At 70.9% G+C, this 21,674-nt stretch carries 24 protein-coding genes; 16 read left to right on the top strand and 8 right to left on the bottom strand.

Features of this window, described 5'->3' with window-relative positions:
• Nucleotides 1-71: 71 nt before the first annotated feature.
• The 3 genes from AB3M82_RS09215 (at nucleotide 72) to AB3M82_RS09205 (ending at nucleotide 3,616) form a co-directional block, all read left to right on the top strand.
• Complete coding sequence (locus AB3M82_RS09215) at nucleotides 72-1,541, top strand: peptide MFS transporter (protein ID WP_412957259.1); 1,470 nt, start codon at nucleotides 72-74, stop codon at nucleotides 1,539-1,541.
• A 160-nt stretch (nucleotides 1,542-1,701) separates the two neighbouring features.
• Nucleotides 1,702-2,115, top strand: a complete 414-nt coding sequence (locus tag AB3M82_RS09210; protein ID WP_412957257.1) for a VOC family protein — start codon at nucleotides 1,702-1,704, stop codon at nucleotides 2,113-2,115.
• 58 nt (nucleotides 2,116-2,173) lie between these two features.
• Complete coding sequence (locus AB3M82_RS09205) at nucleotides 2,174-3,616, top strand: MFS transporter (RefSeq protein ID WP_412957256.1); 1,443 nt, start codon at nucleotides 2,174-2,176, stop codon at nucleotides 3,614-3,616.
• Nucleotides 3,617-3,734: 118 nt separating this feature from the next.
• Here the strand turns inward: AB3M82_RS09205 and AB3M82_RS09200 are convergent, their stop codons facing one another.
• The 3 genes from AB3M82_RS09200 to AB3M82_RS09190 all read right to left on the bottom strand — a co-directional run bounded on the left by AB3M82_RS09200 (nucleotide 3,735) and on the right by AB3M82_RS09190 (nucleotide 7,282).
• Entirely contained in the window at nucleotides 3,735-4,136 is a 402-nt protein-coding gene (locus tag AB3M82_RS09200) for a hypothetical protein (protein ID WP_412957254.1), read from the bottom strand.
• Between the two features lie 133 nt (nucleotides 4,137-4,269).
• Nucleotides 4,270-5,205: a serine hydrolase gene (locus AB3M82_RS09195; protein WP_412957253.1), complete on the bottom strand. Its 936-nt coding sequence runs from the start codon at nucleotides 5,203-5,205 to the stop codon at nucleotides 4,270-4,272.
• Between the two features lie 112 nt (nucleotides 5,206-5,317).
• The gene (locus tag AB3M82_RS09190; protein WP_412957252.1) at nucleotides 5,318-7,282 is read right to left on the bottom strand and encodes a M13 family metallopeptidase; all 1,965 of its coding nucleotides are present in this window, start codon (nucleotides 7,280-7,282) and stop codon (nucleotides 5,318-5,320) included.
• 87 nt (nucleotides 7,283-7,369) lie between these two features.
• Between AB3M82_RS09190 and AB3M82_RS09185 the strand changes: the two genes are divergently transcribed.
• Nucleotides 7,370-8,692, top strand: a complete 1,323-nt coding sequence (locus AB3M82_RS09185) for an MATE family efflux transporter (RefSeq protein WP_412957249.1) — start codon at nucleotides 7,370-7,372, stop codon at nucleotides 8,690-8,692.
• Between the two features lie 116 nt (nucleotides 8,693-8,808).
• A complete protein-coding gene (locus AB3M82_RS09180) occupies nucleotides 8,809-9,021 on the top strand; it encodes a hypothetical protein (RefSeq protein ID WP_412958030.1) in 213 nt (70 codons plus the stop codon).
• An 11-nt stretch (nucleotides 9,022-9,032) separates the two neighbouring features.
• Here AB3M82_RS09180 and AB3M82_RS09175 read toward each other — a convergent pair whose 3' ends face one another.
• Nucleotides 9,033-9,686, bottom strand: coding sequence for a TrmH family RNA methyltransferase (locus AB3M82_RS09175; RefSeq protein WP_412957246.1), 654 nt, complete (start codon nucleotides 9,684-9,686; stop codon nucleotides 9,033-9,035).
• 70 nt (nucleotides 9,687-9,756) lie between these two features.
• Here AB3M82_RS09175 and AB3M82_RS09170 point away from each other — a divergent pair, with 70 nt between their 5' ends.
• The 6 genes from AB3M82_RS09170 to AB3M82_RS09145 are packed head-to-tail and all read left to right on the top strand — an operon-like array spanning nucleotide 9,757 to nucleotide 13,642.
• Nucleotides 9,757-11,052 carry an Nramp family divalent metal transporter gene (locus tag AB3M82_RS09170; RefSeq protein ID WP_412957245.1) on the top strand — a complete coding sequence of 432 codons (1,296 nt, stop codon included), beginning with the start codon at nucleotides 9,757-9,759 and terminating at the stop codon, nucleotides 11,050-11,052.
• 20 nt (nucleotides 11,053-11,072) lie between these two features.
• Nucleotides 11,073-11,372 carry a hypothetical protein gene (locus tag AB3M82_RS09165; protein ID WP_412957243.1) on the top strand — a complete coding sequence of 100 codons (300 nt, stop codon included), beginning with the start codon at nucleotides 11,073-11,075 and terminating at the stop codon, nucleotides 11,370-11,372.
• Between the two features lie 42 nt (nucleotides 11,373-11,414).
• On the top strand, nucleotides 11,415-12,047 hold the full coding sequence (locus tag AB3M82_RS09160) for a metal-dependent transcriptional regulator (protein ID WP_412957242.1): 633 nt from the start codon (nucleotides 11,415-11,417) through the stop codon (nucleotides 12,045-12,047).
• 53 nt (nucleotides 12,048-12,100) lie between these two features.
• Nucleotides 12,101-12,910, top strand: coding sequence for an HAD-IIA family hydrolase (locus AB3M82_RS09155; RefSeq protein WP_412957240.1), 810 nt, complete (start codon nucleotides 12,101-12,103; stop codon nucleotides 12,908-12,910).
• A 1-nt stretch (nucleotide 12,911) separates the two neighbouring features.
• Nucleotides 12,912-13,481 (top strand): YdeI/OmpD-associated family protein, encoded by a 570-nt coding sequence (locus AB3M82_RS09150; RefSeq protein ID WP_412957239.1) that lies wholly within the window; start codon nucleotides 12,912-12,914, stop codon nucleotides 13,479-13,481.
• Complete coding sequence (locus tag AB3M82_RS09145; RefSeq protein WP_412957238.1) at nucleotides 13,478-13,642, top strand: hypothetical protein; 165 nt, start codon at nucleotides 13,478-13,480, stop codon at nucleotides 13,640-13,642. Before AB3M82_RS09150 ends, AB3M82_RS09145 begins: the two co-directional genes overlap by 4 nt.
• Here the strand turns inward: AB3M82_RS09145 and AB3M82_RS09140 are convergent.
• Nucleotides 13,639-14,799 carry an anhydro-N-acetylmuramic acid kinase gene (locus tag AB3M82_RS09140; protein ID WP_412957237.1) on the bottom strand — a complete coding sequence of 387 codons (1,161 nt, stop codon included), beginning with the start codon at nucleotides 14,797-14,799 and terminating at the stop codon, nucleotides 13,639-13,641. The genes AB3M82_RS09145 and AB3M82_RS09140 overlap by 4 nt on opposite strands.
• 199 nt (nucleotides 14,800-14,998) lie before the next feature.
• On the opposite strand from AB3M82_RS09140, the gene AB3M82_RS09135 reads away from it, so the two are divergent.
• On the top strand, nucleotides 14,999-15,427 hold the full coding sequence (locus tag AB3M82_RS09135) for a hypothetical protein (protein WP_412957236.1): 429 nt from the start codon (nucleotides 14,999-15,001) through the stop codon (nucleotides 15,425-15,427).
• A gap of 22 nt (nucleotides 15,428-15,449) precedes the next feature.
• Here AB3M82_RS09135 and AB3M82_RS09130 read toward each other — a convergent pair whose 3' ends face one another.
• Together AB3M82_RS09130 and pyrE are read right to left on the bottom strand one after the other, a co-directional pair.
• Nucleotides 15,450-16,352, bottom strand: a complete 903-nt coding sequence (locus AB3M82_RS09130) for an ROK family protein (RefSeq protein WP_412957234.1) — start codon at nucleotides 16,350-16,352, stop codon at nucleotides 15,450-15,452.
• The gene (pyrE, locus tag AB3M82_RS09125) at nucleotides 16,349-16,909 is read right to left on the bottom strand and encodes an orotate phosphoribosyltransferase (RefSeq protein WP_412957233.1); all 561 of its coding nucleotides are present in this window, start codon (nucleotides 16,907-16,909) and stop codon (nucleotides 16,349-16,351) included. The genes AB3M82_RS09130 and pyrE overlap by 4 nt, the downstream gene beginning before the upstream one ends.
• Nucleotides 16,910-17,058: 149 nt before the next feature.
• On the opposite strand from pyrE, the gene AB3M82_RS09120 reads away from it, so the two are divergent.
• Together AB3M82_RS09120 and AB3M82_RS09115 are read left to right on the top strand one after the other, a co-directional pair.
• The gene (locus tag AB3M82_RS09120) at nucleotides 17,059-17,907 is read left to right on the top strand and encodes an exodeoxyribonuclease III (protein WP_412957231.1); all 849 of its coding nucleotides are present in this window, start codon (nucleotides 17,059-17,061) and stop codon (nucleotides 17,905-17,907) included.
• 10 nt (nucleotides 17,908-17,917) lie between these two features.
• Nucleotides 17,918-18,748, top strand: coding sequence for an HAD family hydrolase (locus AB3M82_RS09115; RefSeq protein ID WP_412957229.1), 831 nt, complete (start codon nucleotides 17,918-17,920; stop codon nucleotides 18,746-18,748).
• Here the strand turns inward: AB3M82_RS09115 and AB3M82_RS09110 are convergent.
• Nucleotides 18,745-19,386: a dihydrofolate reductase family protein gene (locus AB3M82_RS09110; protein ID WP_412957228.1), complete on the bottom strand. Its 642-nt coding sequence runs from the start codon at nucleotides 19,384-19,386 to the stop codon at nucleotides 18,745-18,747. The two genes, AB3M82_RS09115 and AB3M82_RS09110, sit on opposite strands and share 4 nt — an antisense overlap.
• Nucleotides 19,387-19,610: 224 nt before the next feature.
• Between AB3M82_RS09110 and AB3M82_RS09105 the strand changes: the two genes are divergently transcribed.
• A complete protein-coding gene (locus AB3M82_RS09105) occupies nucleotides 19,611-20,903 on the top strand; it encodes a sensor histidine kinase (protein WP_412957227.1) in 1,293 nt (430 codons plus the stop codon).
• Nucleotides 20,900-21,664 (top strand): response regulator, encoded by a 765-nt coding sequence (locus AB3M82_RS09100; RefSeq protein WP_412957226.1) that lies wholly within the window; start codon nucleotides 20,900-20,902, stop codon nucleotides 21,662-21,664. The genes AB3M82_RS09105 and AB3M82_RS09100 overlap by 4 nt, the downstream gene beginning before the upstream one ends.
• The last annotated feature ends 10 nt before the right edge of the window (nucleotides 21,665-21,674 follow it).

The following is a 21,674-nucleotide window of genomic DNA, read 5'->3' as shown; positions in this document are numbered from 1 at the left end:
ACCCTCCAGTCTATCCGCGCGCTCCGCGTCAACCCCTCGTCGCGCCGACGCCGGAGGACTACCGTCGAGGGATGAGCACGACAGCGGGAACCACGCACGACCACGCCCACGACACCCGCTTCTTCGGGCAGCCCTGGGCGCTGGTGCACGTCTTCGGCGTGGAGATGTGGGAGCGGTTCAGCTTCTACGGCATGCAGGGCATCCTGCTCATCTACCTGTACTTCTCGGTGACCGAGGGCGGCCTCGGCATCCCGAAGACCGTCGCGGCCGGCATCGTGGGGGCCTACGGCGGATCCGTGTACCTCGCGACCGTGCTCGGCGCCTGGCTGGCCGACCGCCTGTTCGGGTCGGAGCGGGTGCTGTACGTCAGCGCGATGGTGATCGTCGCGGGCCACCTGGCGCTCGCACTGCTTCCCGGTCTCGTGGGGGTCGGCGTCGGCCTCATCCTCGTCGCCCTCGGTTCGGGCGGGCTCAAGGCGAACGCGACGGCGGTGGTCGGCACGCTCTACGGGCCCGACGACATCCGCCGCGACGCGGGCTTCTCGCTCTTCTACCTCGGCATCAACCTCGGTGCCTTCGCGGGACCGATCCTCACCGGCATCCTGCAGTCGACCGTCGGCTTCCACTGGGGCTTCGGGCTCGCCGCGCTGGGGATGACCCTCGGTCTCGTGCAGTACGCGTTCGGCCGGCGCGCACTCCCCGACGCCGCACGGCACGTGCCCAACCCCCTGCCGTCCGCCCGCTACCCGCTCGTCGTGGCCGTCGCCGTGGAGGCGGTGGTCGTCATCGCGGCGCTCGTGCTGCTCGGCGTCATCCGCGCCGACAACCTGTCGACCATCGTGATCCTCGGCACGGCCGTCGCCGCGATCGCCTACTTCGCGGTGATCCTCACGAGCCGGCGCATCGACAGCACCGAGCGGTCCCGCGTGTGGGGCTTCCTCCCGCTGTTCATCACGAGCGTCGCGTTCTGGTCGCTGTACCAGCAGCAGTTCACCGTGCTCACGATCTACTCCGACGAGCGCCTCGACCGGAACCTCTTCGGCTGGGAGATGCCGGTCTCGTGGGTCCAGTCGATCAACCCGGTGTTCATCATCATCCTGTCCGGAGTGTTCGCGGCGATCTGGACCCGCCTGGGCACGAGGCAGCCGTCGACCCCGGTCAAGTTCGGGCTGAGCGCGATCATCATGGGCGCCGCGTTCCTGCTCTTCCTGCCGTTCGCGGGCGGAGGGCCGAACTCCACGCCGCTGCTCGCGATCGTCGGCATCCTCTTCGTCTTCACCATCGCCGAGCTGCTGCTCTCGCCGGTCGGGCTCTCGGTCACCACGAAGCTCGCGCCGAAGGTGTTCCACACCCAGATGGTGGCGCTGTTCTTCCTGTCGGTGGCGCTCGGCACGGCGATCTCGGGGTGGCTGGCCCGGTTCTACAACCCGAACGACGAGGTGCCCTACTTCTCGATCCTCGGCGGCATCGCGATCGTCGTCGGCATCGCCCTGCTGCTGTCGGTGAAGCCGGTGCTCCGGATGATGAAGGACGTGCGCTGACCGCACCCCGGAAGCTTCCGGGTGTCGGGCCGGTCGTCAGATCGGGGGCCGACACGCCAGATGTCGGATCGATCGGCCGGAACGGTCCGACATCCGTCGGTACGGCCCCCGCTCGGCGGGAGGATGCGGGATGTCGGATGCCGGTGCGAGACTCGCGGGCATGGAACAACGTGTCAGCTTCCTCACGCTCGCCGTCGCCGACCTCGCCCGGAGCCGCGCGTTCTACGTCGACGGGCTCGGGTGGGAGCCGATCTTCGCCGGGGACGACGTGCTCATGTTCCCGATCGCCGACCGGATGATCCTGTCGCTGTGGTCGGTCGAGGGCTTCACGGCCGAGATCGGCGAGGCCCCGGCATCCGGCGTCGCCCCGGTGACCCTGGCGCACAACCTGGCCACCCCCGCCGAGGTCGACGACGTGCTCGCCGAAGCCGCGCTGCTCGGTGCGCCGGTGACTTCGGGGCGCCGGCGCGAGTGGGGCGGGTACTCGGGGTACTTCGCCGATCCGGACGGGTTCCGCTGGGAGATCGCGGTCAACCCGGGCGAGACCGGGGACTTCGTCCTCCCGCCGCGCTGACCCGCTCGCGCCCGGCCGAGGCGACCCCTGCCCTCCCAGACGCCGATAACCTGAGTCGGTGGGAGCGAACGACGACAAGGCCAGGAAACGACTCTCCCGAACCCCGCCGCGGTGGGCGATCGTCGCAGTCCTCGCCTTCGCCGGGCTCTGCTCGTCGTTCATGTTCACGCTCGTCGTGCCGCTCCAGGCGGAGCTTCCGGAGCTGCTGAACTCGTCCCGCGAAGACACGACCTGGGTCGTCACCATCACGCTGCTCGTCGCGGCCGTTGCGACGCCGATCTCCGGACGCCTGGGCGACATGTACGGCAAGCGCCGCGTCGCCGTGGTGCTGCTGGCGCTGCTCATCCTCGGCTCCGTCATCGCCGCCGTCTCGGGGTCGATCGTCGGCGTCATCATCGGCCGGGCGCTGCAGGGCGCGGTAACCGGCGTCGTGCCCCTCGGCATCGCGATCATGCGCGACGTGCTGCCTCCCGAGCGGCTGGGCACCGCCGTCGCACTGATGAGCGCGACCATGGGCGTGGGCGGGGCGATCGGGATGCCGATCGCCGCCCTGCTCGCGGTGAACGCCGACTGGCACACGCTGTTCTGGCTCGCGGCCGGCCTGGGCGTCGTGGGCCTGCTGCTGGTGCTCCTCATCGTGCCGGAGGACGTGCTGCGCTCCCCCGGGCGCCTGGACGTCGTCGGAGCCATCGGCCTGGCGATCGGCCTCACCGGCATCCTTCTCTTCGTGTCGCGCGGCGCGGAGTGGGGCTGGACGTCGCCCGCCAGCCTCGCGTGCATCCTCGGTGGAGTACTGGTGCTCCTGGTGTGGGGCCGCTATCAGCTGCGAACCACCGACCCGCTGCTCGACCTGCGCGTCGCCGCCCGCCCGGCGGTGCTGTTCACCAACATCGCGGCGATCGGCATGGGGTTCGCGCTCTTCGCCTCGAACGTCACCTTCCCGCAGATGCTCGAGATGCCGGCCGTCGGCGGTGCCGGCTTCGGGCTCGACATGATCTCGGCGGCACTGGTCGTGATGCCCGCGGGCCTGGTGATGATGGTCATCTCACCGCTGTCCGGCTGGCTCGAGCGCACCGTCGGGCCGAGGCCGCTCTTCACCGTCGGAGCCGTCGCGATCGTGCTCGCCTACGTCTTCGTGCTGCTGCTGTCGACCGAGGTCTGGCACATCCTCGTCGCGAACCTGCTCATCGGCGTGGGCATCGGATTCACCTTCGCCGCGATGCCGATGATCATCATGCGCTCGGTGCCCGCGAACGAGACCGGCGCCTCGAACGGACTCAACGCGCTCTTCCGCTCGGTCGGCACCTCGAGCGCCTCTGCGGTCATGGGCGGAGTGCTCGCCGCCATGAGCGTGCAGGTCGACGGGGTGGCCGTGCCCACGCGCGACGCGTTCCAGGTGTGCTTCTGGCTCGCGATCGCCGCCGGCATCATCGCCGTGGTGCTCTCGCTCTTCATCCCGAAGCACCGCGGCGCCGAGCAGCATCCGTCCTTCCCCGGCTGACTCTGCGTCGCCCCCGATCCCCGGAGCCGCAGGACCCCCGGATCCCCGGAGCCGCGGGATCATTATGTCGTGTTCCCACGGCTGCGGGGCCGACATATCGATCCCGCACGTGTCCGGGTCAGCCGGGGAACGTGTGGGAATCCGGGTCGCCGGCACGCGGCGGCCTCAGCCGCGCGGGGAGCGGCCAGGGCAGCACGAAGCGCTGTGTCGGCGGTCGCGTGACGTCGCCGAAGTCGTCGACCTTGACCACGATGCGGCCGGGCGCGCCCTGCTCATCGGGGCTCACCTCGACGATGCGGACCCGGAGGGGACGGTCACCCTCCCCCTCCAGCATCCAGGGGTCGGCGAGCCACGAGATGCCGTGCGCCTCGAGGGCCGCCTCGGCGTCGAGCCACTCGATCGGAGCGGATGCCGGGCGCCCCAGCACATCGATCGCGACCCAGGCGTCACCCTCCGGGAGGATCCAGCCGAGCAGCTCGCCGTCGTCGCGGCGGTGCGGGGTCCAGTCGGCTCGGGTCACCCCTCGACCCTAGTCGCGCCGTGAGCGCCAGCCCCTGCGCGCCGCCTCAGCGCCCGCCCCTGCGCGCCGCAGCAGGCGAACGCGCGAGATCGGGCGCTTCCCTCTACACATTGCCTGACGCGGAACGGACGCCTCAGTGGGTGTACTCCATGAGCTCCACGCCGAGCACCCGGAACGCGTCGTGCGCACGGAGGCGGTGCGTGATGGAGAGGTCGTCGAAGCAGACGATGAGCGAGTACCCGACTCCCGCGCGTGGTCCTGCCAGCACGCCGGCCTCGGCGCGCACGCCTCGGTCACGGCCGGTCTTGTTCACGAACAGGAGGCCGTGGGCGTCGTGGTCGTGGGCGAAGGGATCGAGTCCGGTGGATGCCGCGACGAGACTCAGGTCTTGATTCAGGCTGAGCCACTCGGACACCTGGGCGCTCACCGCCGCGTCGACGACGGCGGAGTTCACGAGCGCCGAGAAGAGCCCCGCGAACTCGCGCGATGAGCCGACGGCCACCTGCGGCGCGTCGTCGGGCCCGCGTTGATCGCGGAAGCGATCGAGCAGTGCGGTGCGGCGGAGTCCGAGCGCGTCGATGCGCGCGCGGACCTTCTCGTGGCCGACCTTCTGCAGCAGGGCGTTGACGGCGATGGGGTCGCCGGCGGTGGCGGCGAGCACGGCCAGGTCTTCGAGCGGCAGCGCAGGAGCGCGCATGTGCCGCCAGACTCCCGCGTTCGAGACGGCATCGACGCTCGAGCGATCGATGATCTCGAGCGGGTCGAGCGCGCCGCTCTCGAATCCGGCGGCGACCTCGATGAGCAGCGGGACCACGCCGAGTCCGGCCACCGGCATCGTCACATGATCGTCGCCCGCGAGGACGTGCTCATGGCTGTCGAGATCGACGACGTGCACCGACACCTGGGCGCCGGAGTTCGCGAGGTTCTCCAGCGCGCGCAACGTCGCGGTGAACGACCGACGCCCCGAGGCGGCTCGCCGCGGAGCGCGCCTGCTGGGCACCTGCGAGCGGCGCAAGAGGGCGTTCGAGCCGTCGAGAGGCTCGGGGTTCGAGGGTTGCGGGGAGCCCACGCGAAATCCTTTACCGGGGGATGAAGGGGCGGGATGCCGTGGGGCTCGTCCCCCGCGGCAGGGATATCGTAACCCCGCCGCGGGAGGAGGCCTCACAGACTGCGGCGATTGGTCACCAGATCGTCACGCGCTGGTCTTCGGGAAGCCACAGAGCGTCTTCCGCCGTGACGTCGAAGGCCTCGTAGAACGCGTCGATGTTGCGCACGATCTGGTTGCAGCGGAACTCGTTGGGCGAGTGCGGGTCGATCGTCAGCAGCCGCAGCGTCTCGGCGTCGCGGCTCTTCTGCTGCCACACCTGAGCCCACGACAGCAGAAGTCGCTGCACCCCGGTGAGCCCGTCGATGACCGGCGCCTCCGCCCCGCCCAGCGACAGCTCGTACGCCTGGAGCGCGATACCCAGGCCGCCCAGGTCGCCGATGTTCTCGCCGATGGTGAGCGCGCCGTTGACATGGTGCTCGGCGTCGAGCCCCTCGGGCACGAGCTCGTCGTACTGCGCGATGAGCGCCTTGGTGCGCTCCTCGAACGCCGTGCGGTCGGCATCCGTCCACCAGTCCTCGAGCTTGCCCGACCCGTCGTAACGGCTGCCCTGGTCGTCGAAGCCGTGCCCGATCTCGTGCCCGATCACCGCGCCGATGCCGCCGTAGTTCGCCGCCGCGTCACGGCCGGCGTCGAAGAACGGGTACTGCAGGATCGCCGCGGGGAAGACGATCTCGTTCATCGAGGGGTTGTAGTACGCGTTGACCATCTGCGGCGGCATGTGCCACTCGTCGCGGTCGATCGGCTTGCCGACCTTGTCGACGTGGCGATCGTGCTCGAACCTCGCCGCCCGGCGCACGTTGCCGAAGAGGTCGTCGCGGTCGATCTCGAGGGTCGAGTAGTCGCGCCAGACCTCGGGGTGGCCGATCTTGGGCGTGAACGCGTCGAGCTTGGCCAGGGCGCGCTCGCGCGTCTCGGCGGTCATCCAGTCCAGCTGCTCGATGCTGCGGCGGTACGCCTCGACGAGGTTCGCCACGAGCTCGTCCATCGCCGCCTTGGCCGTCGGCGGGTAGTGGCGCTCGACGTAGACCCTGCCGATCGCCTCGCCCAGCGCCCCCTCGGTGAGGGAGACGCCGCGCTTCCACCGCTCGCGGATCGTCGGGACGCCCGTGAGCTGCGTGCCGTAGAAGGAGAAGTTCTCCTGCACGATCTCGTCGGTGAGGTACGGCGCGGCGGCGTGGACGACCTGCGCGCGCAGCCAGGCCTTCCAGTCCTCGAGGCGCTCGGCCGTGAGCAGGGTTCCGAGTCCTTCGAGGAAGCTCGGCTGCGACACGACGACCTCGGCGAACGCGCCGGAGTTGGTCGGGGCGACCGCGTCACGCCAGGGGGTCAGGTCGACCCCGGCGAGCTGCTGGACCTCGTCCCACGTCTTGAGGTTGTAGGTCGCGACCGCGTCGCGGCTGCGCACGTTGTCCCAGTGATGGCCCGCCAGCTCGGTCTCGAGCGCGATCGCGCGCTCGGTGTTCTCCGCGGCATCCGCCACCCCGGCGAGGGCGAGCAGGCGCTCGAGGTGCGCGCGGTAGGCGGTGCGGGTCTCGTCGAAAGCCTCGAGGCGGAAGTAGCTCTCGTCGGGCAGCGAGAGACCCGACTGCAGCAGCACCGGCACGTACCGCTCGGGGTCGCCCGGGTCGCCGTCGACGTAGAAGCCGATCAGGTGCGCGCGCCCGTCTCGGTCGTACGCGCCGACCGTGCGCAGGAACGCGGGGATGCCGTCGATCGCGTCGATCTCGGCGAGCGTGTCGGCGAGCGGGGCGTTGCCGGCGGCGGCGATGCGCTCGGTGTCCATGAAGCTCGCGAAGAGGTCGCCGATCTTGCGCGCGAGGGTGCCGGCCTCGGCATCCTGCGACTCCTCGATGATCGCGCGCACGTCGGCCTCGGCCTGCTCGGCGAGCAGGTGGAAGGACCCCCACCGCGCCTTGTCGCCGGGGATCTCGGTGCGCGCGAGCCACGCCCCGTTGACGTGCCGGTACAGGTCGTCCTGCGGGCGGATGTCGGAGCTGAACTCATCAAGGGCGAGGCCCGCGGGAAGCACATCAGTCATGCGGTCCAGCCTAGGACGGACCCCCGACACCGTGTCCAGGGAGAGGTGCCGGGACGCCATGTCGGCGCCAGCCCATAGGCTCGGAGGATGACCGCGCGCACGTCCCTCAACCGAGAGATCCTGCGCCTCGCCGTCCCCGCGCTCGGCGCCCTGATCGCCGAGCCGGCGTTCCTCATCGTCGACGCCGCGCTCGTCGGGCACCTCGGCACCGAGCCGCTCGCCGGCCTGGGCATCGCCGGAGCCGTGCTGCAGACGATCGTGGGGCTGATGGTCTTCCTCGCGTACTCGACCACTCCCGCCGTCGCGCGCCGCTTCGGCGCGGGCAGACCCGGCGAGGCGGTGTCGGTGGGTGTGAACGGCATGTGGCTCGCCCTCGCCCTGGGCGCCGTGCTGGCCGTGGTGGGCGCGGTCTCCTCGCCCTGGCTCGTGTCCCTGTTCGGGGCGGGCGATGCGGTCGCGGCGCGGGCCGACGAGTACCTGATGATCTCGATGTGGGGCCTGCCCGCGATGCTCATCGTCTTCGCGGCGACCGGTCTGCTGCGCGGCATGCAGGACACCGTGACGCCGCTGTGGATCGCCGGCCTCGGATTCGGCGCCAACGCGCTGCTCAACGTGCTCTTCATCTACGGGTTCGGCTGGGGCATCGCCGGCTCGGCGGCCGGCACGGTCACGGCGCAGTGGGGCATGGTGGCCGCCTACGTGCTCGTGGTGCGCCGCCTGGCCACCCGCCACAGCGCCTCCCTGCGCGCACAGCGCGACGGCATGGGCTCGACCGCGCGGTCCGGCGGGTGGCTCTTCCTGCGCACGGTCAGCCTGCGCGTCGCCCTGCTCGCCACCGTCGGCGTGGCGACCGGGGTCGGCACCGACGAGCTCGCCGGCTGGCAGATCGTCTTCACGATCTTCTCGGCCGCCGCTTTCGCCCTCGACGCGCTGGCGATCGCCGCTCAGGCGCTCATCGGCAAGGAGCTGGGGGCGGGCGACGAACGGCAGGTGCACCGCGTGCTGGGGCGCACCGTGGCCTGGGGCGTGTGGTTCGGTGTGATCGTCGGAGCCGTCATCGGCGGGCTCTCCGGTGTGCTGGGCATCGTGTTCACCGGCGATCCGGCCGTGGCCGCGCTGGTGCAGCCGGCCCTGATCGTGCTCGCGGTCGCGCAGCCGGTCGCCGGTGTCGTCTTCGTGCTCGACGGGGTGCTCATGGGCGCGAACGACGCCCGCTACCTCGCGGTCGCCGGTGGCCTGAACCTCCTGCCGTTCCTGCCGACGCTGTGGGTCATCGCCGCGCTCGGGCTCGGTGGCAGCGCCGGCCTCATCTGGCTGTCGGTGGCGTTCTTCGGGGTGTACCTGCTCGCGCGCCTCGCCACGCTCGGCTGGCGCGTGCGCTCGGGGCGGTGGATGCGGGCGGACGCCTGATCCTCCACAGCTCGGTACAGTCCCACTTGTCCACAGCTTCCATCCCCGCGTCGATCGACCTCTCTTCCGCCCTGGCATTCTCATCAGCGAGTAACCACAATGGGGGAGTGCTGAGCATGAACGAACCGCAGGTCTGGGTCCTGATCGGAGTCTTCGCCGCCGGGACGATCGGAATGGTCACGGTGGTGTCGACGCTGTTCGTCCAGGTGCTGAAGAGTGAGATCCGTACCGTTCACGCCGGCATCGACCACCTCGGCGATCGCATCGATCACCTGGATCGCGACATCAGCGCGGTGTTCCGACACGTCTTCGGCATCGATCGTTCCTGAGAGCAATCCGCTCAGTGCGCGTGGCGGCGGCACCACTCGTACATGATCACGGCTGCCGCGGCGCTGGCGTTGATCGAGCGCGTCGATCCGTATTGCGTGATCTCTATGTGGGCGGATGCCGCGGCGAGCGCCTCGGGCGTCAGGCCGGGACCCTCCTGACCGAACAGCAGCACGCATCGCTCGGGGAGCTCCGCCCTGTCGACCGGCACCGATCCCTCGACGTTGTCGACGGCGACGATCGGGATCCGCTGCTCGTCGGCCCAGGTGGCGAAGGCCGCGATGTCGTCGTGATGGACCACGTGCTGATACCGGTCGGTGACCATCGCACCGCGCTTGTTCCAGCGGCGCCGGCCGATGATGTGCACGGTGTCGGCGAGGAAGGCGTTGGCGCTGCGCACGATCGATCCGATGTTCATGTCGTGCTGCCAGTTCTCGATGGCGACGTGGAACGGATGCCGGCGCGTGTCGAGGTCCGCGACGATCGCCTCCATGCGCCAGTAGCGGTAGCGGTCGCTCACGTTGCGGGTGTCGCCGTGGGCGAGCAGGTCGGGGTCGTACTGCGGATCCTCGGGCCACGCGTCGCGACCGCCGGACCACGGGCCGACACCGTGGGTCGTGCGCTCGGGGGTCTCCGCGAGCGGGTGATCCGGGGTCTGCTCATCCATCCCGTCAGGCTATCCGTCAACCCCCTGCACGAAGATTTCGGTGCACCTAAATCTTCGCTACGATTTCGGCATGCCGAAAGACGACCGGGTGATCGAAACGCCGCCGCGCACCACTCCCCCGCGCAGCCTGTGGCTGCTCGGCCCGGCACTCGTCGCGGGGGTCGCCTACCTCGATCCGGGAAACGTGGCGAGCAACATGACCGCGGGCGCCCAGTACGGCTACCTGTTGGTGTGGGTGGTGCTGGCCGGGAACGTCATGGCCTGGCTCATCCAGTACCTGTCGGCGAAGCTCGGCGTCGTGACGGGACAGAGCCTTCCCGAGGCGCTCGGGGCTCGACTGCGGCGTCCCTGGGCACGACGCGCGTACTGGCTGCAGGCCGAGCTCGTCGCGATGGCCACCGACCTGGCCGAGATCATCGGCGGCGCGGTCGCCCTCCACCTGCTCTTCGACATCCCCCTGCTCCTCGGCGGGCTGCTCACCGGCGCCGTGTCGATGGTGCTCCTCGCCGTGCAGAGCCGGCGCGGGGCGCGCCCCTTCGAATTCGTCATCATCGGCCTCATGGTGATCATCACGGTCGGCTTCGTCGCCGGGGTGTTCATCGCCCCTCCCGACCCGGCCGAGGTCGTCGGCGGCATCGTGCCGCGGTTCGAGGGCACGGGGTCGGTGCTGCTCGCGGCCTCCATCCTGGGCGCCACGATCATGCCCCACGCCATCTACGCCCACTCGGCGCTCAGCCGTGACCGCTTCGGCGCGAACCCCCGTCGAGAGCAGACGGACGCCGCGGTCGAGTCCGCCCGCACCGACGCCTCGCGCATCCGCCGCCTGCTGACCGCGACCCGGTGGGACGTCACGATCGCCATGGTCATCGCGGGCTCGGTCAACCTCGGCATCCTGCTGCTCGCCGCGGCGAACCTCGCCGGCGTCGAGGGCACCGATTCCCTGGAGGGAGCCCACGCGGCCCTGGCCGCGGGACTCGGTCCCGTGGTCGCGACCTTCTTCGCGGTCGGGCTGCTCGCCTCGGGTCTGGCGTCGACGTCGGTGGGCGCGTACGCCGGGGCGGAGATCATGCACGGGCTGCTGAACGTCCGCATCCCACTCCTCGCCCGTCGCGTGATCACGCTGATCCCGGCGCTCGCGATCCTCGGCCTGGGCGTCGATCCGACGCTCGCGCTCGTGCTCAGCCAGGTCGTGCTGTCGTTCGGCATCCCCTTCGCGCTCGTCCCCCTGGTCGCGCTGACGGCCCAGCGCCGCACCCTCGGCGCCTGGGCCAACCGGGCCTGGACGACCGCCGCGGGCGTGGTCGCCTCGGTGCTGCTGATCGCGCTGAACGGCGCCCTGCTGTGGCTCGTGCTGACCGGCTCCTGACGTCGGGTTAGGCTCGATCCATGTCTGCCGAGTCCGCCGATCACCGCGTCCGCCTGCTGAGCTGGTTCGGTCTCGCCACCGGGCTCCTCGGCGGCGTCCTCGTGGCGTTCCCCGGCGTGCTGCCGATCGGCGGGCCCTGGGTGCAGCTGGTGCTGGGCATCATGACGCTGATCCTGTCGTTCCGGGCCCGCCGGATCGGCATCGCCGAGGTCGCCGACTACGACGGACGACTGTCGCTCGGCGCCGCGATCCTCGGATTCATCGTCACGTTCTTCGCCGGGCAGGCCGCTTTCGGCGTGCTCGTGTCCCTCGCGAACTGACCACCCGCGGCGGTCGCGGCGCGCTCGCCTAGACTTGGGCGGGTGGCATCCCCGGCGGCAGACGACTACCTGAAGACGGTGTACGCGCACACCGAGTGGCAGGATGCGCCCATCACCCCGTCACAGCTGGCGGCGAAGCTGGGGATCGCGCCGTCGTCGGTGACCGAGATGGTCAAGAAGCTCGCGGCCGCGGGCTACGTCTCGCACGTCCCCTACGGCGCGGTGCGGCTGACGGATGCCGGAACGCGGCGCGCCCTCGCGATGGTGCGCCGTCACCGGCTGATCGAGACGTGGCTGGTGCAGGAGTTCGGGTACGGCTGGCACGAGGTGCACGACGAGGCCGAGGTGCTGGAGCACACCATCAGCGATCGACTGCTCGAGGGCATCGACGAGCGACTCGGGCGCCCGCGGTTCGACCCGCACGGCGACGCGATCCCGGACGCCGACGGCCGCGTCGAGCGTGACCCGTTCGTCTTGCTCGCCGACGCGCCGGTCGGACACCGCGGGCGCGTGCTGCGCGTCGACGACGGGGACCCCGAGCTGCTGCGCGCGCTCGAGGCGCTCGGCCTCGCCGTCTCATCGACCGTGCAGGTGACGGCATCCGGCGTGCACATCGACGATCAGGAGCTCGCGCTGCCGACGGGAGCCGCCGAGGTCGTCTGGGTGACCGCCTGACCGGTGGCGATCGATCCCCGACGCGTGTCGTCGGCGGCCTCTAGGCTGTGCACATGGCACATCGCGATGACATCGAATGCTGGCTGACCGATATGGACGGCGTGCTGGTGCACGAGAACACGGCCATCCCGGGGGCATCCGAACTGCTCGCGGGCTGGGAGCAGAACGGCATCCCCTACCTCGTGCTGACGAACAACTCGATCTTCACCGCGCGCGACCTCTCGGCGCGCCTGCGCACGAGCGGGCTGATCGTGCCCGAGGAGCGCATCTGGACATCCGCCCTCGCGACCGCCGACTTCCTCGCCCAGCAGCTCCCCGGCGGCTCCGCGTTCGTGATCGGCGAGGCCGGCATCCTCACCGCCCTGCACGAGGCGGGCTTCATCATGACCGAGACGGATCCCGACTTCGTCGTGGTCGGCGAGACGCGCAACTACTCCTTCGAGGCCATCACGAAGGCCATCCGTCACATCAACCGGGGATCGCGGTTCATCGTCACGAACCCCGACGCGACCGGTCCGAGCGTCGACGGCGTCCTCCCGGCGACCGGTGCGATCGCGGCCCTCATCACGAAGGCGACCGGCCGGGAGCCGTACGTCGTCGGCAAGCCGAACCCGATGATGTTCCGTTCGGCGCTCAACAAGATCGGCGCGCACTCGAAGAAGACCGGCATGATCGGCGACCGCATGGACACCGACATCGTCGCGGGCATCGAGGCGGGGCTCCACACGGTGCTGGTTCTCACGGGCATCAGCGACGACGCCGAGATCCGCAAGTACCCGTTCCGCCCCGACGAGGTCGTCGACTCGGTGGCCGATCTGCTGCCGACGGTCACCGAGTCCATCCCGAAGCTCGACGAAGACTGACATGGGCGTTCTCGACGAGGGCGAGCGGATCACGGCAGCGGATGCCGCGGCCTGGCGCGCCTGGCTCGAGCAGAACCACGGCCGATCCTCCGGGGTGTGGCTGCTGAGCGTGCGCGGCAACCGTGCGACCGGGGTCGGCTACGACGACGCCGTGCGCCAGGCGCTGTGCTTCGGGTGGATCGACGGCCCCGTGCGCACCTTCGACGACACGACCACCGGGCAGTGGTTCTCGCCCCGGCGCCCGGGCAGCGGATGGGCCGCGACCAACAAGGCACGCATCGCCGAGCTCGCGGCCGCGGGGCTGCTCGCGCCGGCCGGCATCCGGGTGCTGGATGCCGCGAAGGCGAACGGCTCCTGGACGATGCTCGACGGGCCCGAGGCCGGAATCGAACCGCCCGAGCTCACCGCGGCGCTCGATGCCGTCCCCGCAGCGCGCGTCACCTGGGACGCGTTCCCGAAGTCGGTGAAGAAGTTCGGCCTCACGCACATCGCGACGGCGAAGCGCGCCGAGACGAGGGCCGCCCGCATCGCGAAGATCGTGGCGGATGCCGCGGAAGGGAAGCGACCATGACGCAGAGCGATCTGCTGTTCCTCGTGCTCATCGTCATCGGGGTGAGCTCGCTCACCGTGTTCGTGGTGCAGTTCTTCCGGTCTCGGCGTCGTGGCGGCTCCGACCCGGACGACGGTCGCGCCGGGTGGTGGGAGGGCCCCTGGGACGAGGACCGCCGCTAGCGGGAGGACGTCAGCGTCAGATCCTTCAGCACGGCGACCGGCTCCGGCATCCGCAGCGGCCCCGCACCGGGCGTGATGGTGCCGAGGATGCGGGGAGCGTTCGCGCCGGTGCCCCCGGGGACGATCGCGGGCACGCCGTGCAGGGTGCACCATCCGATGAGGGCGAACAGGATGGCCTCTTTGCTGTCGACCGGCGCCCCCAGCTCGTCGGCGAGCACGATCTCGACATCGGGGAGCGCGGCGCGGAGCCCGTCCATGAGGAGCGGGTTGTGGCATCCTCCCCCGGACACGGCGAGGTAGCGGATGCCGGTCCGTTCGACGTCCTGCGCGACCGTGCGGACAGTGAGCTCGGTGAGGGTGCGGACGAGGTCGGCGTCGGACAGGTCCCGACTCGCCCGGTGCTGCCGCACGTAGTCGAGGTGGAAGCGCTCCTTGCCGGTGCTCTTCGGGGCGGGCAGGGCGTAGTACGGATCCGCCAGCAGCTCCTCGAGCAGGGCCTCGTCGACGCATCCGGCTCGCGCGATCGCCGCATCCTCGTCGTAGCCGAGCGCATTCAGGGACCGATCGACGACGACCGCGTCCACCAGCGCGTTGGCGGGACCGATGTCGTACGCGGAGAGGCGTCCTCCCGTGACGACGGTCATGTTCGCGATGCCACCGAGGTTGAGCGCGGCCGCGACCTCGGCCCGCCCGCGCAGCAGCAGCTCGTCGAGGAAGGACACGAGGGGCGCCCCGTGTCCCCCCGCGGTGATGTCGCGGATGCGCACGTCGGAGACGACCGGCGCACCCACCTTCTCGGCGATCCAGGCCGGCTGACCGATCTGCAGTGTGCCCCTCGCATGGTCGCCCTCGACCCAGTGGAAGACCGTCTGGCCGTGGCTGCAGACGGCGTCGACGCCTCCGACCGCCACCGCGGCCCCGGCTGCCGCGTCGGCGAAGGCCTGACCGATGAGGGTGTCGAGCTCGCAGACCTCGGCGAAGGTCGTCGCCGCGGGCGGCAGCGCGGCGACCAGACGGGCGCGCACATCCGGGGCGTACGGCACCGTGTCGTCGTGCAGCAGGGTGCCGCTCAGCGATCCGCCGGTCTCGGCGAAGTCGACCACGGCGACGTCGATCCCGTCGTGAGAGGTGCCGGATATGAGTCCGAGTACGCGCATGGGTCGTCCTTTCGTCGTGCTCCGAGCGTACGCGGCTTTTGTTAGGACTATGTACGGATGTCCTGACTCCTCCTCCACGACACGGCCGCACATCCCAAGTTTCCACAGTCCAGCGCCCTGCTCCTGCACGCCGACCGTCGACCGAAGACGCCCCCTATCGTGGCTGGCGCAGCGGCCGATCGAGCCGCAGAATAGGGACGTGTTCGTGTCCGTGGAGACCCTCGCGATCGTGATCAGCGCGATCGGCATCGTGCTGACGCTGGGCACTTCGATGCTGGCCGGCTTCGCCTGGTGCGTCCGACGCATCGACGCCGTCGACACGAAGCTCACCGACCGCATCGACGCCGTCGAGACCATGCTCACCGACCGCATCGACGCCGTCGAGACCAAGCTCACCGACCGCATCGACGCCGTCGAGACGCGGCTCGACGCCCGTATCGACGCTCTCGACACGAAGCTCACCGACCGCATCGACGCCGTCGAAGCAAGACTCAGCGATCGCATCGACGCACTCGACCTGAAGCTGAGCACCCGCATCGACGCGGTCGTCGAGGACACGACGGCGATCAAGATCTCGATCGCCCGCATCGAGGGTCCCGTGCGGCACCTTGTCGTCCCGGGGCGCTGACCGCCCCCGGATCGCCGCATCTCTAGCGCAGCACGAGCGCCGCCGCGCCGATCAGGGGACCCTCGTCACCGAGGCCCGACCGCACGACCCGCGCACGGCGGGAGTACTCGTGCACCGCACTGGCGGTGAGCGCCTGCTGCACGAGTTCGATGTAGTCGTCGGAGACCCGGGAGAATCCTCCGCCGATCGCGACCATGTCGAGGTCGACGAGCGTCGCGGCATCCGCCAGCGCCTCGCCGACCGCCGTGGCGGAGCGTTCGATCGCGGCCCGGGCGAGCGGATCGCCGGCCGCCGCATCCTTCGCCAGGTCTTCGCCGGTGGCGCCGTGCCAGCCCTGCGCCTGCGCCCAGGCGGCACTGGCCGGTCCCGACGCGATCTCCTCGAGGGTCAGTCCGCCCTCACGGCGGACCTGGCCGAGGTGGCCGGCGTTGCCGGACGCACCGGGGATGTACGCGCCGCCGACCACGAACCCCCCGCCCACGCCGGTCGAGACGACGATCGAGAGAGAGGCTCGGGCATCCTGCGTCGCGCCGCGCCACGACTCGGCAAGCGCGAGCGCTCCTCCGTCGTGTCCGAGAACGGTCGGGACATCGCGTCCGAGCACGGCGGACGCCTCGCGGCGGACCGCCTCGGCCAGGCCGTACCCGCGGGCGGACGGCATGTTCACGGGGACGATGGCTCCGGCCGCACGGTCGATGGGTCCGGCGCTGCCGGCACCGGCGCCGACGATCTCGCCGTCCGCAGGGAGCGCGGCGAGCGCATGACGGACGATGGCCGCGACGGCGGCATTCAGCGAGGCGAACGTCGCCTCGCGCCCGGTCGCCTGGCGGCTGCGGCTGCCGACGACGAGGGTGCCGTCCTCGGAGACGAGCGCCGCCTCCATCTTCGTGCCGCCGACGTCGACGGCGAGGGCGTACCTCGTCACTGGGGGTCGAGTCCGAGGTCGTCGAGGTCGAAGGCGGCGCGCCACTCGAGGCCCTCGGCTTCGATGGCGGCCTGCGCGCCGGTCTTGCGGTCGACGATCACGGCGACGGCGACGACCTCGGCGCCCTCGCGGCGGAGGGCCTCGACGGCCTTCAGCGCCGACTGCCCGGTGGTCGACGTGTCCTCGAGCACGACGACGCGCTTGCCCGCGACGTCGGCGCCCTCGATCTGGCGTCCCCGGCCGTGATCCTTCGGCTCCTTGCGCACGACGAAGGCGTCGAGCGGGCGGTCGGTCGCGACGGAGGCGTGCATAACCGCGTTGGCGATGGGGTCGGCGCCCAGCGTGAGGCCGCCGACGGCGACGATGGCGAGATCGGAGACGAGGTCGAGCATGATGCGGCCGATCGCCGGAGCGGCGCGGTGGTCGAGGGTCAGCTTGCGCATGTCGACGTAGTACGTCGCCTTCTTGCCGCTGGAGAGGGTGAAGTCGCCGTGGAACACGGCCTCGTCCCGGATGAGGTCGAGGAGGCGGGGGCGGTCTGCGTCGAGTGCGGTCACGGCGTCCAGTGTAGAGCGCACCGTCGATGACTGCGCTGTCAGGGCGCGCAGCGGGGTGTCGTCGCCGTCGGTCGGGCTCTGCGGGCCGGCGGTGCGGGAGGCTCGGCCGCCCGGCGTCGCGTGTCCGACCCCGCAACTAGGCTGGTCGCATGCGCTTGGCCACCTGGAACGTCAACTCCATCCGCACCCGCGTCGCCCGCACGGTCGAGTTCGCCGTGCGGGAAGACATCGACGTGCTGGCGATGCAGGAGATCAAGTGCAAGCCCGAGCAGTTCCCGTACGCGGCGTTCGAAGAGGCCGGCTATCAGGTCGAGGTCCACGGACTCAACCAGTGGAACGGCGTGGCGATCGCGAGCCGCCTGCCGATGAGCGATGTGCGCACGGCCTTCGACGGCATGCCCGGGTTCGCGAAGGGTCACGAGGGGCCCGACGCTCCGCTCGAGGCGCGCGCGCTCGGCGTGATGGTCGACGGCGTGCGGGTGTGGAGCCTGTACGTGCCGAACGGCCGCTCGCTCCACGATCCGCACTACCTCTACAAGCTGCACTGGCTCGAGGCGCTGAAGAACTCGACGGCGTCCGAGCTGTCGGCGAACCCCGACCTTCCGCTCGCGCTCGTGGGCGACTTCAACATCATCCCCTTCGACTCCGACAACGGCGACCCCGACATCGTCGAGGGCGTCTCGACCCACGTGTCACCTCCCGAGCGCGCCGCGTTCTTCGCGCTGGCCGACGCCGGGGTGACCGACGTCGTGCGACCGCTGCTCCCCGAGGGCTACACGTACTGGGACTACCAGCGGCTGAAGTTCCCGCGCAACGAGGGCATCCGCATCGATTTCATCCTCGGGTCGCGCGCGTTCTCCGACGCCGTGACCGGCGCGTCCATCCACCGCGAGGAGCGCAAGGGCGAGCAGCCCAGCGACCACGTGCCGGTCGTGGCCGAACTCGACCTGGGCGGAGGCGCCGACGACGACGACGACCTGCCCATGATCTTCTCCTGAGCAGCAGCGCGTGGCCCTGCGACTGATCGCGACCGATCTCGACGGCACGCTGCTCGACTCGTCGACCTCGGTCACGCCGCGCGCCCGCGCGGCTCTCGACGCCGCTCGGGCCCACGGCATCCACGTGGTGCCCGTCACCGCCCGCCAGCCCATCGGCCTCCGGGCGATCGCGGGCGACGCCGGGTTCCGGGGCTGGGCGCTGTGCAGCAACGGCGCCTACGCGACGCACCTCACGGACGGGCGGATGCTGTTCGCCGAAGAACTGCCCGCCGAAACCATCCGCACGCTGGCCGAGGCTCTGCGCGCGAGCATCCCGGGGCTCCTCTTCGCCAGCGTCCGCGACGGCGGGGAGGCGTTCGTGGCGCAGGAGGGGTACGCCGCGATCGCCGCGCACTCCGACCACAAGCGCGACCCCGACACGATGGGCGGCGTCCCCCTCGACCAGGTGCTCGCGGCGCCGAGCCTGAAGTTCGTGATCCGGCATCCGGAGCTCGCCCCCACGGTGCTCTTCGACACCCTGCGATCCCTCGGCCTCTCGGGCTTCGAGGCCACGCTCTCGGGGGCGCCGTTCGTCGAGGTCATGGCCGAAGGGGTGACCAAGGCGACCGGGCTCGCGCGCCTCAGTGAGCATCTCGGCATCCACCGGGAAGAAGTGGTCGCGTTCGGCGATGCTCTGAACGACGTCGAGATGCTGCGGTGGGCGGGGCACGGTGTGGCGATGGCCGGGGCATCCGACGTCGTGCGCGACGCGGCCGACGAGGTGGCGCGCTCGAACGACGACGACGGTGTCGCCCGCGTCATCGAGAGGGTGCTGCGCGAGGGGCTCCCGCCGCAGGGCTAGGCGAACGATCCGATCTCCGGCGTGCGGTCGGTCCTGCCGTACCGGAGCAGGATCACGCCCGCGTCGTCGGTGATCGGCGGTTCGAGCAGCCGCAGCACGGCCGGCATCGCGCCGTCGTCGAAGACCTTCTTGCCGGTGCCGAGCAGGAGCGGGTAGACCCAGAGATTCAGCTCGTCGAACAGTCCGGCGGCGAGCAGGGAGTGCGCGAGGTCGATGCTGCCGATCACGTGCACCTCACGGTGCGCCTCCCGAAGGCCGACGATCTCGGCGGCGAGGTCGTCGCCGACCCGCGTGCTGCCCTGCCAGTCGAGGGCGATGTCGGAGTCTCGCGACGCGACGTACTTCGGCACCCGGTCGAACAGTCGGCCGATCCACCCCTCGTCGCCGTCCGTGTGGTGCGGCCAGTACGAAGCGAAGATGTCGTAGGTGCGGCGTCCGAGCAGGAGGGCGTCGAGCCCGCGCATCCCCTTCTCGATCTCGGGTCCAACTCCGGGACTCGGGTAGCCGGCCTGCCAGCCGCTGTAGCGGAAGCCTCCCGAGGTGTCCTCCCCCGGGCCGCCCGGACCCTGGGCGACGCCGTCGAGCGTCAGGAAGAGGTCGATCAGGATGCGACCCGGGGAGGGGATGCTGCTGCTCATGTCGTGCTCCTTCGCGCGGTGACCGCGGGCGGGCGCACGGCGCGCTCGCCTCGATGCAGGGACCCTCGCAGAACACGTGCCTTGCGTCAATCCTTCGTCTCGTCGCTGCGTGGGAGATCTCCTTCGCTGCGTGAGGTGCTCTGGGGTGCGCGTTCCCCGCGAGAACCGTGGGTATCCGCCGCGCGGGGGATGCCCGGGCCCCGGTGTCGTCCTACGGTGGAACCATGCCCGCCGAGTTCACCCGCACCGCGACTCCGCGCGATCACCGCAGCGACCTCCTGCTGGCGGGCGTGCTCTTCGTCGGCGCGATCCTCAGCGCGGCCCTGTCGTCGATCTCGCAGATCTACGGCGACGAGCAGGCGGAGCTCTGGACGGCCCTGCTCTACGCGGTCGTCGTGACGGCGCCCCTCGCCGTGCGGCGACGCTGGCCCGCGACGGTCTCGATCGTCGTCTCGGTGGCGTACTTCGTGGCGGTCACCGTGCGGGTGCCCGAGATCTACGTCGGCAACATCGCTATGTTCATCGCCATCTACACGGTCGGCGCCTGGATGAACGACCGCCGTCGAGCCATGATCGTGCGGGTCGCGATCATCGTCGGGATGTTCGCCTGGCTGCTGATCACCATGTACCGCGAGGCCATCAGCGAAGCCGCCGCCGCCGACGTGGTGGCGGGGGCGATGTCGCCCTACGTCGCGTTCATGCTCATCCAGATCCTGCTGAACATGCTGTACTTCGGCGGCGCATACTACTTCGGCGAGCGGTCGTGGTCGGCGGCGGCGCAGCGCGCGGTGCTCGAGGAGCGCACGCGCGAGCTGGAGCGGGAGCGCGAGGTCACCGCGGCGCAGGCCGTGGCGCTCGACCGGGTGCGCATCGCGCGCGAGCTGCACGACGTGGTCGCCCATCATGTGTCGGTCATGGGCGTGCAGGCCGGTGCGGCGCGGCTGGTGGTCGATCAGGATGCCGCGAAGGCGAAGAGCATCCTCACCGGCATCGAGGCGTCCGCGCGCGACGCGATCGGCGAGCTGCGTCAGCTGCTGGAGACGCTGCGCGCCCCGGGCGGCGAGACGACGGAGACCGCGTCGACCCTCGGTCTGGCCGACATCCCGGAGCTCGTCGACGCTTCGGACGAAGCCGGGCTGCCGACCGACTACACCGTGATCGGGGAGCCGGTGCCGGTGCCCTCGGTCGTCGCGGTGAACCTGTACCGGATCGTGCAGGAGGCACTCACCAACGCCCGCCGGCACGCGGGTCCCGACGCCACGGCGGACGTCCGCGTGCGCTACGACGACGACGGCGTCGAGGTCGAGGTCGTCAACACCGGCCGCGTGGTGGGCCAGCTGCGGCCCGGGCTCGGCCAGCTCGGCATGCGCGAGCGCGCCATCGCCTCGGGCGGGACGATCGAGGTGTCCCCGCGTCCGCGCGGGGGGCTCCGGGTGCGGGCCCGGGTGCCTCTGCCCGGAGCGAGCGGGTCACCCCGACCGACATCGATCCCGTCGAAGGCGAGCACCGTCGAATGACCGACTCCCCCATCCGCGTCCTCCTCGTGGACGATCACGCCCTGCTGCGCGCGGGGTTCCGCACGATCCTCGACACGCAGCCCGACATCGAGGTCGTCGGCGAGGCGGCGACGGGCGCGGACGCCATCGCCCAGGCCGCGGCCCTGCAGCCCGACGTGATCTCGATGGACGTGCAGATGCCCGACATGGACGGCATCGAGGCCACCCGGCGGATCGTGGCGGATGCCCGCATCACCGCGGCGATCGCGATCGTCACGACCTTCGACCGCGACGACTACCTCTACCAGGCTCTCGACGCCGGGGCCAGCGGTTTCCTGCTCAAGAACGCGGGAGCGGAAGACCTCATCGCCGCCGTCCGCGCCCTGGCCGCCGGCGACGGGATGCTGGCGCCCCAGGTAACCCGTCGCGTGCTCGCACGATTCGCCGGAGCCGTCCCCGGGTCGCCGGACGCCAGGCCCTCGACGTCTGCCGCGCCCCACCCGGCCGCGCACGACGCCTCGCTCCCGCGCTCGGGACGCCCCGCGGCCGGGCCCGCGTCTGCGACGGCGGCCGGCCTGCCGCCCCTCGCCGAGCCGTTCACGGAGCGCGAGGCCGAGGTCCTCACCCTGCTCGCCGATGCCCGCAGCAACGCCGAGATCGCCGCCGCGCTCTTCATCGGCGAGGCGACGGTGAAGACGCACGTGTCGCGCATCCTGCAGAAGCTGGGCGCCCGCGACCGGGTACAGGCGGTGGTTCTCGCGCACCGTCGGGGGCTCGCCTGAGCCGCCGACG

Origin of the sequence: Microbacterium californiense (assembly GCF_047246625.1) — a bacterium.
Classification (GTDB): domain Bacteria; phylum Actinomycetota; class Actinomycetes; order Actinomycetales; family Microbacteriaceae; genus Microbacterium.
The sequence above is the reverse complement of the archived record's forward strand: the minus strand, read 5'-3'. Positions and strand labels throughout refer to the sequence as shown.